Raw genomic sequence first — 14,004 nt, forward strand, 5'->3', positions numbered from 1 at the left:
CTTTACCATTCAGTTCGGAGACCGCATCTCCGTCAATTGAAGTCCGAACCGTTTACACAAAAATTCGGACACGCCCCGCCCAAGGACTCCAAGTCCTTGGAGAAGTCCTCAACGCCGCCACGACCCCAGTCGTCATTTACGCCGATATAAGCCACCTTCTTTAGCTGGAGCTTGTTTGCCAGGATCTTGCTAAAGGTCTTGGACATGAGCCGATCAGTTTCTGCCGAACGGAAGAAGTACTGCATACCTTTTTCTGTCAGGTCAGCTTTAGAAGAAACGCCTGAGACAAAGGGAACTTTGTACTTCTCAGCGACGGGCATCACCGCTGCAGTGGCTGAGCTGCAGAAAGCCCCTTGCAGCGCCACAACTTTGTCGCGCTGTAACAGCTTTTCGGCCGCATTGACCGAATTGGCAGGGCGGCACTGGCCATCTTCAATGACAAGCTCGACCTTTCGACCCAGCACACCGCCTGCGGCGTTGCGCTGTGCTACGGCTAGCTTGGCACCATTGACGGATGCTAGGCCGTTGTACGCAACTGATCCGGTTAACGGTTCGATCACGCCAATTTTTACCGTCTCTTGCGCAGTGGCTGCGGCGGTAACCGCAAGCAGGCTTGCCAGGGACATCAGTTGAGACCATTTGTGCATTTCACTCTCCAGATGAGGACAGACACCCATCTGATGTGCCAGCTTCTGCTAGCCCACCAGTACTAATAAATTAAACGACCAATTAATTAAGTGCCTGAAGAATATCCGCCAAGGCGGAAATCTAGCTTCGGGGTTAACCCGGGCAACTAATTGAACGTTACGCAAGCAAGTTTAGTGCCAATCTGGGGATCTGTTTTGCGCTGTCAAGATAGGGAAGCTAGGCGCCAAGTGTCACTTGCGGTGCACCAACTAGGGTCCTGTGCACTTGCAAAGTGCAAAGATCAACTCGAAATCGTGCTCATCGCGAGCCATGGAACAAGAGCAAGGTCGTCGAGCAGAAGTCGCCGTGTTAATTTCCACGCATAACTGACCCACCGGGGGCTAGTGGGTCACTTCTGGGTGGAAATCAACATCCTGGCCTCGCGCGCCCGAAAGCACTTGCACCTCATCTCGGAGGCCGGTCGCTCACGCGGAAGATATGGGAGCTACGAGCCCACCGAGGTCCTAGCACGCTGTGAGTTTGATTACAACGGGTAGTGAGGGCGACGCAGCTACCGCAAGAGAGATTTTGTCCTGCGTCTATTTCCTACGGCCCTGGCTTCGCGCCAGCGAGGTGATTGGCCCAAAGGTCAACCAACGGCTGCTATCGGGGATACGCCTTGGTGGTACGAACGGCAGCATCGGTCGATTGCTGGCCGACACGAACGACCGCTGATGGGTACCTCAGGTTTGTCGCGCTGTCCCATCAAGTCTACCGTCCGGCGACAGACCGCTCACAGCCTAAAGCACCTGCTCAGCCTTGATTTCAAGCGACCCGCATTTTTTTAGCACCTTCAACTACGCCCAACGACTCGCGTAAATTATCCAAATAGTCAGCCCACTGCTGAATCTGATCGAAGCGCTTTGCCAAGTACTTCGTCCGGTTGTAGCTGCGTCCATTAGCATCCTTAACGGCGTGCGCTAGATTAGCTTCAATCGCCAGCGGATCGAGATCAAGCTGATCAACCAACATGGTTCTGGCACTAGCACGAAAACCGTGCCAGCTTTGCTCATCGCCATATCCCAAGCTATACAGGGCTGTACGCACAGAGTTATCTGACATGGGCCGGTCATGATCTCGCTGGCCAGGGAAAACATAACGGCCACGTCCACTGAGAGGCTTCAGCTCACGAAGCATCGCTACCGCCTGTTTGGGCAACGGCACCACATGCGGCTCGCCGTTTTCCTTCTCTTGCACAGAACGCTTCATTTTTGCGCTAGGAATCGTCCACAGTTGCCCATCCAAATCAAGCTCCTCCCACTCCATCATCCGCAGATTGGCTGGGCGCTGATAAAGCAACGGTGCCAGCAAAAGCGCCGTTCGCACGAACGGGCCGCCTTTGTAGGCATACATTGCCCTCAAAAGTTCGCCAAAGCGCTGTGGTTCCACAATGGCTGGGAAGTTGGTGCCTCGATATGGAGTCAATCGAGCTTTCAGACCTTCTGTGATGTCACGCTGTGTATTGCTGGCTGTAGGCAGCCAGTAACGCCAGACCTGCCGCGCCAGCATTAGTGCACGGTCAGCGGTCTCAACAGCACCACGCGCTTCCACTTTCTGCAGCACTGCCAACAATTCCATGGGCTGGATCTGAGCCATTTCCCGCTCACCGATATACGGAAACAAATCACGCTCTAACTGACGAAGCATCCGTTCTGCATGACCAGGACTCCAACGGGGAACCTGCTTGTCATACCACTCCAAAGCTACAGCTTTGAAAGTGTGAGCAACTCCATTTGGATTGACCAGTTTCTCCAGCTTGCGTGCCTTGGCGGGATCGACGCCTTCTGATTTCTGCAGCCGAGCAACATCTCGGGCTTTCCGCGCAGCAGTCAAACTGACCTGCGGATAGCTGCCTAACGCCAGCCTCCCCTCTTTACCGTCTTTTCGATACTTCCAAAACCAACGACGAGACCCTGCTGGGCTGACCTCAAGGTACAAGCCACCAGCATCAGAAAAACGCTCTCGCTTGGCGCCAGGGGAGCAGACTGCGTTTCGGCACTGTGCATCAGTCAACATAGGGGGAACAAATCCTATTTAAAAAAAACCCACCACAGAGGGGAAAGGGGGAACAATATGGAAGAAATTTACCATTCCCCCCGCTTGTTCCCCCACCTGTTCCCCATGTATTCATCGGCAGCAGTGAGATCAGTTAAGACGCAACAAGACGATAAGTCATTGATTTTTCAAAAGAAAAAGGGGTTCAATGAACTTCATTGAACCCCTTTGGATGGGTGTATGGTGGAGCTGGCGGGAATTGAACCCGCGTCCGTAAGCCTTCGCCGGACAGATCTACATGTTTAGTGCTCTGTTTTAAATCTCGCCACCCAAACCCCGCAGGCACACGCTGCTTGGGTAGCCAGCTTCCTAAAATCTCGCCAAATACCAAGAAGCCCGGTATCCAGCCAGCTAATGTAAATTCCCTTGCAGCCGGGAGGTATTGCTACCCCCTTGCCCAGCCCACTAGCGTGCTGTTGCAAGGCTCACCGGATTAAGCGGCGAGTGCGAAACGTTCGTCGTTTGCAGTTAGTTTTTTGAATGGAGATTTACGAGCGTCACTCAAGCTCGACATGCACCGCACCGGTCCCGAACCCACGTCGAAACCAGGACAGCCCCTTAGTGCCTATTCTAGCCTCATCCCAGCAACTTCAACAGCTCAAGCGGTGAATTGATATGTGCATCGGCACCCCAATGAACCGTATCTGCTGTCGCACCCAGGTAGCCATAGCGTGCAGCTACGGTTTTCATACCCGCTGCTGCACCCGCCTGGATATCGCGCTCGTCATCTCCGACATAGATGCAATGCTCGGGAGCAATCTGCATGCGTCGTGCGGCTTCAAACAGAGGCTCTGGGTGAGGCTTGGAATGCGGCGTCGTGTCCCCGCTCACCACGGCCGCAGCCTGAGCAAACAAGGGCATTTGCCGTGTCAAAGGGTCAGTGAAACGCATAGACTTGTTGGTCACCACCCCCCACAACAACGGACCGGCTTCCAATGCCCGGATCAACTCGGGCACGCCATCAAAAGCATAGGTACGCTCGGTCATGCATTGCTCGTAATTGCGAAAGAACTCCTCGCGCATTTCCGCAAAGCCTGCAGACTCAGGCGTCATGCCGAACGCAATACCCAGCATTCCACGAGCCCCAGCCCCGGCCATATGGCGGTAGGCATGGAGCGGCAGCGAGGGCATGCCGCGATCCACACGCATCTTGTCTGCTGCAGCTCCCAGATCAGGAGCGCTGTCGATCAAAGTGCCATCGAGATCGAAAAGAACGGCTCTAACGTGCTTCCACATGGCTGTCACTCCTGAGGGCGGCGTGTCGCCAGCATGTAATTGACCGAGGTGTCGTTGCTGAGCCAATAGCGGCCCGAGATCGGGTTGTGCTCCATGCCCTTGCTGCCTTGCACATCCAGGCCGGCTTCGCGCGCAAAGCGAGCCAACTCGCTTGGGCGCAGCAACTTGGCGTACTCATGAGTCCCTTTGGGAATCATCTTGAGCATGTATTCGGCAGCCACGATCGCCAACGCAAAAGCCTTGGCATTGCGATTGATGGTGGAAAAAAACACCCAGCCACCAGGCTTGACCAGCTGGGCACATGCCCGCACGATGGACGCAGGATCGGGCACATGCTCCAGCATTTCCATGCAGGTCACCACATCAAAACTGGCCGGCTGCTCCTGCGCCAGTTGCTCGACGCTGACCTCATGGTATTGAATATTGGGCGTTCCCGCCTCCAGAGCATGCAACTGCGCGACGCGCAAAGCCTTGGTTGCCAGATCGATACCCACCACCTTGGCCCCTTTGCGCGCCATGGAGTCTGCAAGAATGCCTCCGCCACAACCCACATCCAGCACCCTCTGGTTCGCCAATGGGGCCTGGGCGTTGATCCAGTCCAGTCTAAGGGGATTGATCTGATGCAGTGGCTTGAATTCACTCTCGGGATCCCACCAGCGATGGGCCAGGCTGGAGAATTTTTCCAGTTCTGCCGGGTCGGCATTGATAGTGTTGCTCATAGTGCAATTGTCCGCGATTACCGCAATGGATCAGGCATAAAAAAAGCCCCGTTGCCGGGGCTTTTTGTGTAGCAATCGAAAGATTACTGAGCAGCCTTGGTGCCCACAACTTCGATTTCCACGCGACGGTTTTGAGCGCGGCCAGCAGCAGTCTTGTTGTCTGCCACGGGTTGCTTCTTGCCCTTGCCTTCGGTGTACACGCGGCTCTTTTCGATGCCCTTGGACACCAGATAAGCCTTCACAGCTTCAGCGCGACGCACCGACAGCTTTTGGTTGTAAGCATCGGAACCGATGGAGTCAGTGTGACCCACGGCGATGATGACTTCCAGGTTGATGTCCTTGATCTTGCCGGTCAGGTCATCCAGCTTAGCCTTGCCTGCGGGCTTCAGCACGGACTTGTCGAAGTCGAAGAAAGCGTCAGCAGAGTAGGTAACCTTAGATGCCACTGCAGGCTGGGGAGCCACAGGAGCGGGAGGCACAACGGCGGGAGCGGGAGCAGCAACCTGGGCCTTCAGAGCACCGTCGCAATCAACAGCGGCAGTAGCAGGAGTCCAGTTGGCATCGCGCCAGCACAGTTCGTTCGTGCCGTTCTTCCACACCAGTTCGCTGGTGCCGTTTTGCCAGTTGTCGATAGTCTTGCCACCGTCAGCAGCCTTCACTTGTGCGCCAGCGGCTGTCACGAGGGCAGCAGAGGCAAACAACATCGCCACTTTGTTCAGTTTCTTCATGGTTCTCCTCTTGGGGAAAAAGCCGCAGCAGGGCTGCGAATCTGTGGACGTCATCAGTGACCATCACCAAAAACGTTGAAATGATTGTGCCATACGTAACATGCAAGAGTGTTGTCAACTAGGCACCAACAAGTAGGACAGCTATGTAATTCCTCAGTTATGTTGCTCTGCTGCCACACGCCATTCGACCTAAAATGGCTGTTTTCCAGCCGTCAAAGTATCACTAGACATGACCCAGTTTGCTAAAGAAACTCTGCCCATCAGCCTTGAAGAGGAGATGCGTCGCAGTTATCTCGATTACGCTATGAGCGTGATCGTGGGCCGGGCGCTTCCTGATGCGCGTGATGGCCTCAAGCCCGTGCACCGCCGCGTTCTGTACGCCATGCACGAACTCAATAACGACTGGAACCGCCCCTACAAGAAGTCGGCGCGTATCGTCGGTGACGTCATCGGTAAGTACCACCCTCACGGCGACAGCGCGGTCTACGACACCATCGTGCGTATGGCGCAGGACTTCTCGCTGCGCCACATGCTGGTCGATGGTCAGGGCAACTTCGGCTCGGTGGACGGTGACAGCGCCGCCGCCATGCGTTACACGGAAATCCGCCTCTCCAAGATCGCTCATGAAATGCTGGGCGACATCGACAAGGAGACCGTGGACTTCGGCCCTAACTACGACGGCTCCGAGCAGGAGCCGCTGGTGCTGCCAAGCCGCCTGCCTAACCTGCTGGTCAACGGCTCCTCCGGTATTGCCGTGGGTATGGCCACGAATATCCCGCCGCACAACCTCAATGAGGTAGTGGACGGCTGCCTGCATTTGCTGCAGAACCCCGAAGCTTCCATCGACGAGCTGATGGAGATCATTCCCGCGCCCGACTTCCCCACGGCCGGCATCATCTACGGCATCAACGGTGTCAAGGAAGGCTATCGCACCGGCCGTGGCCGCGTGGTGATGCGTGCCAAGTGCCACTTCGAGGACATCGACAAGGGCCAGCGCCAGTCCATCATCGTTGACGAGCTGCCCTACCAGGTCAACAAGAAGACGCTGCAGGAGCGCATGGCCGAGCTGGTGCACGAAAAGAAGATCGAGGGCATCAGCCATATCCAGGACGAGTCGGACAAGTCCGGCATGCGCCTGGTGATCGAATTGAAGCGCGGCGAAGTGCCCGAGGTGGTGCTCAACAACCTCTACAAGCTGACCCAGCTGCAAGACACCTTCGGCATGAACATGGTGGCCCTGGTCAACGGCCAGCCCAAGCTCTGCAATCTGAAGGATCTGATCCAGGTCTTCCTGGAGCACCGCCGCGAAGTGGTGACCCGCCGCACCGTGTTCGAGCTGCGCAAGGCGCGTGACCGCGGCCATGTGCTGGAAGGTCTGGCTGTCGCACTGGCCAATATCGACGACTTCATCGCCATCATCCGCAACGCTCCCACACCTCCCGTGGCCAAGGCCGCGCTGATGGAAAAATCCTGGGACAGCAAGCTGGTGCGCGAGATGCTCACCCGCACGCGCACCGACGGCGGCGTGGTCAATGCCGACGACTATCGCCCCGAGGGCCTGGAAGTCGAATTCGGCATGCAGCAAAACGGCCTGTACCGCCTGTCCGAAACCCAGGCCCAGGAAATTCTGCAGATGCGTCTGCAGCGCCTGACGGGCCTTGAGCAGGACAAGATCGTGGCCGAGTACAAGGACGTCATGTCGGTCATCGAAGACCTGCTGGACATCCTGGCCAAGCCCGAGCGCGTCTCCATCATCATTGGCGAAGAACTCAACGCCGTGAAGGCCGAGTTCGGTCAGTCCAAGAAGGGCGAGCGCCGCTCCACCGTGGAGTACAGCGCGCAAGACCTGTCCACCGAAGACCTGATCACGCCCACCGACATGGTGGTGACGCTCTCGCACACCGGCTACATCAAGAGCCAGCCCCTGTCCGAGTACCGCTCGCAAAAGCGCGGCGGCCGCGGCAAGCAGGCCACGGCCACCAAGGAAGACGACTGGATCGACCAGCTCTTCATCGCCAACACGCACGACTATCTGCTGTGCTTCTCCAACCGCGGCCGCATGTACTGGCTCAAGGTCTGGGAAGTGCCATCGGGCTCGCGCGGCTCGCGTGGTCGCCCCATCGTCAACATGTTCCCGCTGCAGGAAGGCGAGAAGATCAACGTGGTGCTGCCGCTGACCGGCGAAAACCGCAGCTTCCCCGAAGATCACTTCGTCTTCATGGCCACCAGCATGGGCACCGTCAAGAAGACGGCGCTGACCGAGTTCAGCAACCCGCGCAAGGCCGGCATCATTGCCGTGGGCCTGGACGAGGGCGACTATCTGATCGGCGCTGCGCTGACCGACGGCAAGCATGATGTGATGCTGTTCAGCGACGGCGGCAAGGCCGTGCGCTTTGACGAGAACGATGTGCGCCCCATGGGCCGCAATGCGCGCGGCGTACGTGGCATGAACATCGAAGAGCATCAGAACGTGATCGCCATGCTGGTCGCCGAGGCCGACGACGGCACGGGCAATGTGGTGGCGGGTTCGCAAAGCGTGCTGACCGCCACCGAAAACGGCTACGGCAAGCGCACGGCCATCAGCGAATACACCCGCCACGGCCGCGGCACCAAGGGCATGATTGCAATCCAGCAGTCCGAGCGCAACGGCAAGGTTGTGGCCGCCACCCTGGTGGCGCCCGAGGACGAGATCATGCTGATTACCGACACCGGCGTGCTGGTGCGTACCCGGGTGGCGGAAATCCGCGAGCTGGGCCGCGCCACACAGGGCGTGACGCTGATCAACCTGGACGAAGGTGCCAAGCTCATCGGCCTGCAGCGCATCGTCGAAAATGATGCGAACGACAATGCCGGCGAGGACGGCGAAGCCGATGACTCCGGCAGCGCCGGCGCCGAAGGCGCAGCCGAGTCCGGCGACGCCTCCTGATCGGCCAGCCCCGGCTGCCCCGATACGGACCGGACGCCACGGGCATGGCCCCATGCCCGTGACCCAATGTTTTGATAGCTGAAAGCGCAAGCCAGACAAGCGCTTTCACATGTTTTTAGCGTAAATCTGATGAACCGCCCTTTTAACTTCTCCGCAGGCCCCGCCGCCATCCCTGAAGAAGTGCTGCAAACCGCAGCCGCCGAAATGCTGGACTGGCACGGCTCCGGCATGGGGGTGATGGAAATGAGCCACCGCGGCAAGGAATTCATCAGCATTTACGAAGCCGCCGAAGCCGATCTGCGCGAGCTGCTGGCCGTGCCCGCGCATTTCAAGATCCTGTTCATGCAGGGCGGCGGCATTGCCGAAAACGCCATCGTGCCCATGAATCTGTCGCGCGCCGGCGTGGTGGACTTTGTGGTGACCGGCAGCTGGAGCCAGAAGTCGGCCAAGGAAGCCGCCAAGTACGCCAGCGATGCCAATGTAGCCGCCAGCGCCAAGGACAGCGACTACACCACCATTCCCGCCGCCAGCAGCTGGAATCTGAGCCGCGGCGCCAGCTATGTGCATATCTGCAGCAACGAGACCATTCACGGCGTGGAGTTCCACGAGCTGCCCGACCTCCAGGCCCTGGGCTCGGATGCACCTCTGGTCATCGACTTCTCCTCGCATGTGGCCTCGCGCTCCATCGACTGGAGCCGCGTGGGTCTGGCCTTTGGCGGCGCGCAGAAGAACATCGGCCCCGCCGGCCTGACCATCGTCATCGTGCGCGAAGACCTGCTGGGCCATGCCCTGCCCGTCTGCCCCTCGGCATTTGATTACAAAACCGTGGCCGACAACGGCAGCATGTACAACACGCCGCCCACCTGGGGCATCTACATGGCCGGCCTGACCTTCCAGTGGCTCAAGCGCCAGACCGAAGGCGGCCTCAGCGGCGTGGCAGCCATGGAAGCGCGCAACATCGCCAAGGCCAAGCTGTTCTATGACTATGTGGACCAGTCCTCGCTCTACGTGAACAAGGTGGCCGCGAACTGCCGCTCGCGCATGAACATCCCGTTCTTCCTTCATGATGAGTCGCGCAACGACGCCTTCCTGGCCGGCGCCAAGCAAGCCGGCCTGCTGCAGCTCAAGGGCCACAAGTCCGTGGGCGGCATGCGTGCCAGCATCTACAACGCCATGCCCATAGCAGGCGTGCAGGCGCTGGTCGACTACATGCGTGACTTCGAGCAACGTCAGGCCTGAGCCCCACCCTTAGCCTTGTAAAAAGATGAGCTGCCAGCGCTTGATCTGCAAGTACCTCACCAAGGTATTGGTTTGAATCCCTTGTGCAACAAGCGCCAGCAGCTACGAAATTTGAGAGATTCATGAGCCAAGAACCCCAAGCCAGCCCCGAGCTGTTGTCGCTGCGCAACCAGATCGACTCCCTGGACCGCCAGTTGCTGGAGCTGGTCAACCAGCGCGCCCATGTGGCCGAGCAGGTGGGCGAGCTCAAGAAGAAGGAAGGCTCGGCCTTCTTCCGCCCGGACCGCGTGGCCCAGGTGATCGAGAAGATCAAGTCCAACAACCCCGGCCCGCTCAAGGGCGCGCATGTGGCCGCCATCTGGCGCGAGATCATGTCAGCCTGCCTGGCGCTGGAATCCCCCCAGCGCGTGGCCGTGCTCGGCCCGGCCGGTACCTTCTGCGAAGAAGCGGCGATCCAGTACTTCGGCGGCGCGGCCGACCTGATGTACTGCAACAGCTTCGAGGAAGTCTTTCATGCCACGGCCGCCGGCAGCGCCCAGTACGGCGTGGTGGGCGTGGAGAACTCCAACGAGGGCGTGGTCACGCGCTCGCTGGACATGTTCCTGCACACGCCCTGCCATGTGGTGGGCGAGGTCAGCATGCTGATCCGCCACAATCTGATGCGCACCAGCAACACGCTGGACGGCATCGAGGTCGTGGCCGCCCACCCCCAGGCTCTGGCTCAGTGTCAGGGCTGGCTGTCCAAGCATCTGCCGCATGCCGAACGCCGCCCCGTGGAGAGCAATGCCGAAGGCGCACGCCTGGCGGCCCTGCATCCCAACTGGGCCGGCATTGCCGGTGAGCGCGCCGCCCAGCAGTTCGGCCTGCACATCGTCAGCCACGCGATCCAGGACGATGCCTACAACCGCACGCGTTTTGCCGTCATCTGCCTGCCGCACACGCTGGCCACGGCCGCGCCCAGCGGCAGCGACTGCACCAGCCTGGTGGTCTCGGTGCCCAACACCGCCGGCGCCGTGCATGACCTGCTGGTGCCGCTCAAGAAGCATGGCGTCTCGATGACGCGCTTCGAGTCGCGTCCCGCCCGCACCGGCCAATGGGAGTATTACTTCTACATCGACATCGAAGGCCACCCGGCCCAGGCCAATGTGGCCGCCGCCCTGCAAGAACTGCAGGGCCTGTGCGCGTTCTACAAGGTGCTGGGCACCTACCCGGTGAGCAAGTGATGGCGACTCAGGAATTGCAGCCGTTCGAGCAGCTCGGCTTGATCGGCTGCGGATTGATGGGCGGCTCCTTCGCGCTGGCACTCAAGAAAGCAGGCCTGGTCAAGCGCGTGGTGGGCTACAGCAAATCGCCCTCGACCACCGAACGTGCGCGCCAGATGGGCGTGATCGACGTGGAAGCGCCCTCCGCCCTGCTGGCGGCGGCCGGCGCCGATCTGGTGCTGCTGGCCGTGCCCGTGGCGGCCACCGAGGCCACGCTCAAGTCCATCAAGCATCTGGTCACGCCCCAGATGATGATCATGGACGTGGGCTCCACCAAGGTCGATGTGGTGCAGGCCGCACGTTCGGCGCTGCGCGACCAGATCGGCAGCTTTGTGCCCGCCCACCCCATCACCGGCAAGGAAGTGGCCGGCGTGGAGCACGCCGATGTCAAGCTCTACCAGGGCGCCCAGGTCGTGCTGACCCCTACGGAGCGCACGCTGACAGCGCATCTGGCCAAGGCCCAGGCGCTGTGGCAGGCCCTGGGATGCAAGGTCACGGCCATGTCGCCCGAAGCCCATGACAGCGCACTCGCCACCGTCAGCCACCTGCCCCATCTGCTGGCATTTGCCATGATGCAAAGCGTGCTGAACCAGCCCGGTGCCGACGATATGCTGGCGCTGGCCGGGCCCGGCTTTCGCGATTTCACGCGCATCGGCGCAGGCGACCCCAAGCTCTGGCGCGATGTGCTGCTGGCCAACCGCGATCAGGTGCTGGCCCAGTCACGTCAGTTTCGCCAGGCGCTGGAGCAGCTCGAAGGGCTGATGCAGGCCAACGACGGCCAGGGACTGCAGGATCGCCTGACCCTGGCCAGTGCCGCACGCGCCGAATGGACCATGGGCGGCAAGCGAGGCTCTTAAACTAGCGGCGTCGATCTATTCACCCAACCGCCAGAGACACCGGGCAGAGGCAGCCACGCAGCCTTGGTGTCGAAGCAGCCAGGCTGCACAGGGGGTTACGAGAGTTTTATGTTCACCACTGAATTTCTGGACCTGCCCGCACTGGACTCCGCCAACGGCAGCGTCAGCCTGCCCGGCTCCAAAAGCATCTCCAATCGCGTGCTGCTGCTGGCGGCGCTGAGCCAGGGCACCACCACCATTCACGACCTGCTGGATTCGGACGACACCCGCGTCATGCTGGCCGGACTCAAGCAGCTGGGCTGCAGCATCAGCCCGGATGCCGTCACACCCGGCCAGGCGATTGACGTCACCGGCATCGGGGGTCAGTTGCCGGCCGGCACTGCGGCCACGCTGTTCCTGGGCAATGCCGGCACGGCCATGCGCCCGCTGACTGCGGCGCTGTCGGTGCTGGGCGGCGACTTCGAGATGACGGGCGTTCCCCGCATGTACGAACGCCCCATCGGCGACCTGGTCGATGCGCTGCGCCAGCTGGGCTGCAAGATCGACTACCTGAAGGATGAAGGCTTTCCGCCCCTGAAGATCGGCCAGCCCGACTTCAGCCAGCTGGGCAGCGAATCCATCAAGGTGCGCGGCGATGTCTCCAGCCAGTTCCTGACCTCGCTGCTGATGGCCCTGCCCTTGCTGGCCAATGTCCCCGGGGCACAGCGCGACATCACCATCGAGGTGGTGGGCGAGCTGATCTCCAAGCCCTATATCCACATCACGCTGGAGCTGCTGGCGCGCTTCGGCATTGCCGTGAAAAACGATAGCTGGCAGCGCTTCGTGATCCCCGCAGGCTGTCGCTACCAGTCGCCGGGTGCCATCCATGTGGAGGCCGATGCCTCCTCCGCCAGCTATTTCATCGCACTGGGCGCGATTGCCACCGGCACCACCGATGATGCGGATGCAGACAATGCGCCGCAGCCCAAGAGCATCCGCATTCTGGGCGTGGGCCAGGACTCGATCCAGGGCGACATCCGCTTCATCGAGGCCGCCCAGGCCATGGGCGCAAAGATCGAAAGCGGCCCCAACTGGCTGCAGGTCAGCCGTGGCAGCTGGCCTCTGAAGGCCATCGACCTCGATTGCAACCATATTCCCGACGCGGCCATGACGCTGGGCACCATGGCGCTGTATGCCGACGGCGTGACCACACTGCGCAATATCGCCAGCTGGCGCGTCAAGGAAACCGACCGCATTGCCGCCATGGCGATTGAGCTGCGCAAGCTGGGGGCTTCCGTGGAAGAAGGTGCGGACTACATCCGCATCACGCCGCCCGCCGGCAAGACCGCCTGGAAAGCGGCCAGCATCCACACCTATGACGACCACCGCGTCGCCATGTGCTTCTCTCTGGCGGCCTTCAACCCGGCCAAGCTGCCGATGCGCATAGAAGACCCCAAATGCGTGGCCAAGACCTTTCCCGACTATTTCGAGGCGCTGTTCTCCGTCAGCGAAGCCGAACGCGAGCATATTCCCGTGATCTGCATCGACGGGCCCACAGCCTCCGGCAAGGGCACGATTGCTGCAGAAGTCGCCAGGGCACTGGGCTACCAGTTGCTGGACTCCGGCGCGCTGTACCGCATCACCGGCCTGGCCGCATCGCGTGCCGGCATGACGCTTGACGAGTCGAACGAGGAAACCATTGCCGAGATGGCGCTGGACATGCCCGTGCGCTTCGATGCACAGCAGCGTGTCTGGCTCGGCGACGAGGACATCAGCCTGGCCATTCGCAGCGAAGAAGCCGGCATGAATGCCTCGCGCGTATCGGCCCTGCCTGCCGTGCGCACCGCGCTGGTGGATCTGCAGCTGTCCTTCCAGGCCCTGCCCGGGCTGGTTGCCGATGGCCGCGACATGGGTACGGTCATCTTCCCTCACGCCCCTCTGAAGGTCTATTTGTGGGCATCTGCCCAGTGCCGCGCCGAGCGCCGATATAAACAGTTGATTTCCAAAGGAATTTCAGCTAATATATCCACCCTTTTGGCAGACCTTGAGGCGCGCGACGCCCGCGATATGAATCGCAGCACCGCTCCGCTCAAGCCCGCCGAGGATTCTTTGCAGCTCGACAGCTCCGAGATGCCCATTGAAGAAGTGGTTGCCCAGGTGCTGTCGTGGTGGCAGGAACGCCAGCCGTTCGGCCGTCCTTGAAATTTCAAGCTTGAAGTTTCAAGGCCAGCCCTGCATCTGGCTTGTTGGCCCTTGATGCCAGGTTCTCGCAGACCGCGGACCGGCAGCAAGGTTGTTAACCTTTAACCCCCGTGG

10 protein-coding genes and 1 other RNA gene are annotated in these 14,004 nt (G+C 60.2%); 5 read left to right on the forward strand and 6 right to left on the reverse strand.

Annotation, left to right across the window (positions count from 1 at the left end; genetic code table 11):
* Positions 1-32: 32 nt before the first annotated feature.
* The 6 genes from ACWGXF_RS14295 to ompA all read right to left on the reverse strand — a co-directional run bounded on the left by ACWGXF_RS14295 (position 33) and on the right by ompA (position 5,425).
* Complete coding sequence (locus ACWGXF_RS14295; protein ID WP_452102055.1) at positions 33-647, reverse strand: ABC transporter substrate-binding protein; 615 nt, start codon at positions 645-647, stop codon at positions 33-35.
* A gap of 805 nt (positions 648-1,452) precedes the next feature.
* Complete coding sequence (locus ACWGXF_RS14300; protein ID WP_256496327.1) at positions 1,453-2,703, reverse strand: tyrosine-type recombinase/integrase; 1,251 nt, start codon at positions 2,701-2,703, stop codon at positions 1,453-1,455.
* 220 nt (positions 2,704-2,923) lie between these two features.
* Positions 2,924-3,300: a transfer-messenger RNA gene (gene ssrA / locus ACWGXF_RS14305) on the reverse strand.
* 18 nt (positions 3,301-3,318) lie between these two features.
* Positions 3,319-3,978: an HAD-IA family hydrolase gene (locus ACWGXF_RS14310; protein WP_003067658.1), complete on the reverse strand. Its 660-nt coding sequence runs from the start codon at positions 3,976-3,978 to the stop codon at positions 3,319-3,321.
* A 5-nt stretch (positions 3,979-3,983) separates the two neighbouring features.
* Positions 3,984-4,697: a bifunctional 2-polyprenyl-6-hydroxyphenol methylase/3-demethylubiquinol 3-O-methyltransferase UbiG gene (ubiG, locus tag ACWGXF_RS14315; protein ID WP_003067659.1), complete on the reverse strand. Its 714-nt coding sequence runs from the start codon at positions 4,695-4,697 to the stop codon at positions 3,984-3,986.
* 83 nt (positions 4,698-4,780) lie between these two features.
* Positions 4,781-5,425, reverse strand: coding sequence for an outer membrane protein OmpA (gene ompA, locus ACWGXF_RS14320; RefSeq protein ID WP_003077020.1), 645 nt, complete (start codon positions 5,423-5,425; stop codon positions 4,781-4,783).
* Positions 5,426-5,654: 229 nt separating this feature from the next.
* Here ompA and gyrA point away from each other — a divergent pair, with 229 nt between their 5' ends.
* From gyrA to ACWGXF_RS14345, 5 genes are all read left to right on the forward strand, one after another.
* Positions 5,655-8,351, forward strand: coding sequence for a DNA gyrase subunit A (gene gyrA, locus ACWGXF_RS14325; RefSeq protein ID WP_012837599.1), 2,697 nt, complete (start codon positions 5,655-5,657; stop codon positions 8,349-8,351).
* Positions 8,352-8,480: 129 nt separating this feature from the next.
* Positions 8,481-9,590, forward strand: a complete 1,110-nt coding sequence (gene serC / locus ACWGXF_RS14330; protein WP_256630045.1) for a 3-phosphoserine/phosphohydroxythreonine transaminase — start codon at positions 8,481-8,483, stop codon at positions 9,588-9,590.
* A 122-nt stretch (positions 9,591-9,712) separates the two neighbouring features.
* On the forward strand, positions 9,713-10,813 hold the full coding sequence (gene pheA / locus ACWGXF_RS14335) for a prephenate dehydratase (RefSeq protein ID WP_003067663.1): 1,101 nt from the start codon (positions 9,713-9,715) through the stop codon (positions 10,811-10,813).
* Complete coding sequence (locus ACWGXF_RS14340) at positions 10,813-11,709, forward strand: prephenate dehydrogenase (RefSeq protein ID WP_012837598.1); 897 nt, start codon at positions 10,813-10,815, stop codon at positions 11,707-11,709. Before pheA ends, ACWGXF_RS14340 begins: the two co-directional genes overlap by 1 nt.
* Positions 11,710-11,817: 108 nt before the next feature.
* Positions 11,818-13,890, forward strand: a complete 2,073-nt coding sequence (locus ACWGXF_RS14345; RefSeq protein ID WP_256630043.1) for a bifunctional 3-phosphoshikimate 1-carboxyvinyltransferase/cytidylate kinase — start codon at positions 11,818-11,820, stop codon at positions 13,888-13,890.
* The last annotated feature ends 114 nt before the right edge of the window (positions 13,891-14,004 follow it).

The sequence above is a fragment of the Comamonas sp. HJ-2 genome, from assembly GCF_053615495.1.

What these genes read in the sequence shown, in the direction of transcription:
- gyrA (WP_012837599.1), top strand. Translation starts at nt 5,655, where the DNA reads ATGACCCAGTTTGCTAAAGAAACTCTGCCCATCAGCCTTGAAGAGGAG.
- ubiG (WP_003067659.1), bottom strand. Translation starts at nt 4,697, where the DNA reads ATGAGCAACACTATCAATGCCGACCCGGCAGAACTGGAAAAATTCTCC.
- ACWGXF_RS14300 (WP_256496327.1), bottom strand. Translation starts at nt 2,703, where the DNA reads ATGTTGACTGATGCACAGTGCCGAAACGCAGTCTGCTCCCCTGGCGCC.
- ACWGXF_RS14340 (WP_012837598.1), top strand. Translation starts at nt 10,813, where the DNA reads ATGGCGACTCAGGAATTGCAGCCGTTCGAGCAGCTCGGCTTGATCGGC.
- ompA (WP_003077020.1), bottom strand. Translation starts at nt 5,425, where the DNA reads ATGAAGAAACTGAACAAAGTGGCGATGTTGTTTGCCTCTGCTGCCCTC.
- serC (WP_256630045.1), top strand. Translation starts at nt 8,481, where the DNA reads ATGAACCGCCCTTTTAACTTCTCCGCAGGCCCCGCCGCCATCCCTGAA.
- ACWGXF_RS14345 (WP_256630043.1), top strand. Translation starts at nt 11,818, where the DNA reads ATGTTCACCACTGAATTTCTGGACCTGCCCGCACTGGACTCCGCCAAC.
- ACWGXF_RS14310 (WP_003067658.1), bottom strand. Translation starts at nt 3,978, where the DNA reads ATGTGGAAGCACGTTAGAGCCGTTCTTTTCGATCTCGATGGCACTTTG.
- ACWGXF_RS14295 (WP_452102055.1), bottom strand. Translation starts at nt 647, where the DNA reads ATGCACAAATGGTCTCAACTGATGTCCCTGGCAAGCCTGCTTGCGGTT.
- pheA (WP_003067663.1), top strand. Translation starts at nt 9,713, where the DNA reads ATGAGCCAAGAACCCCAAGCCAGCCCCGAGCTGTTGTCGCTGCGCAAC.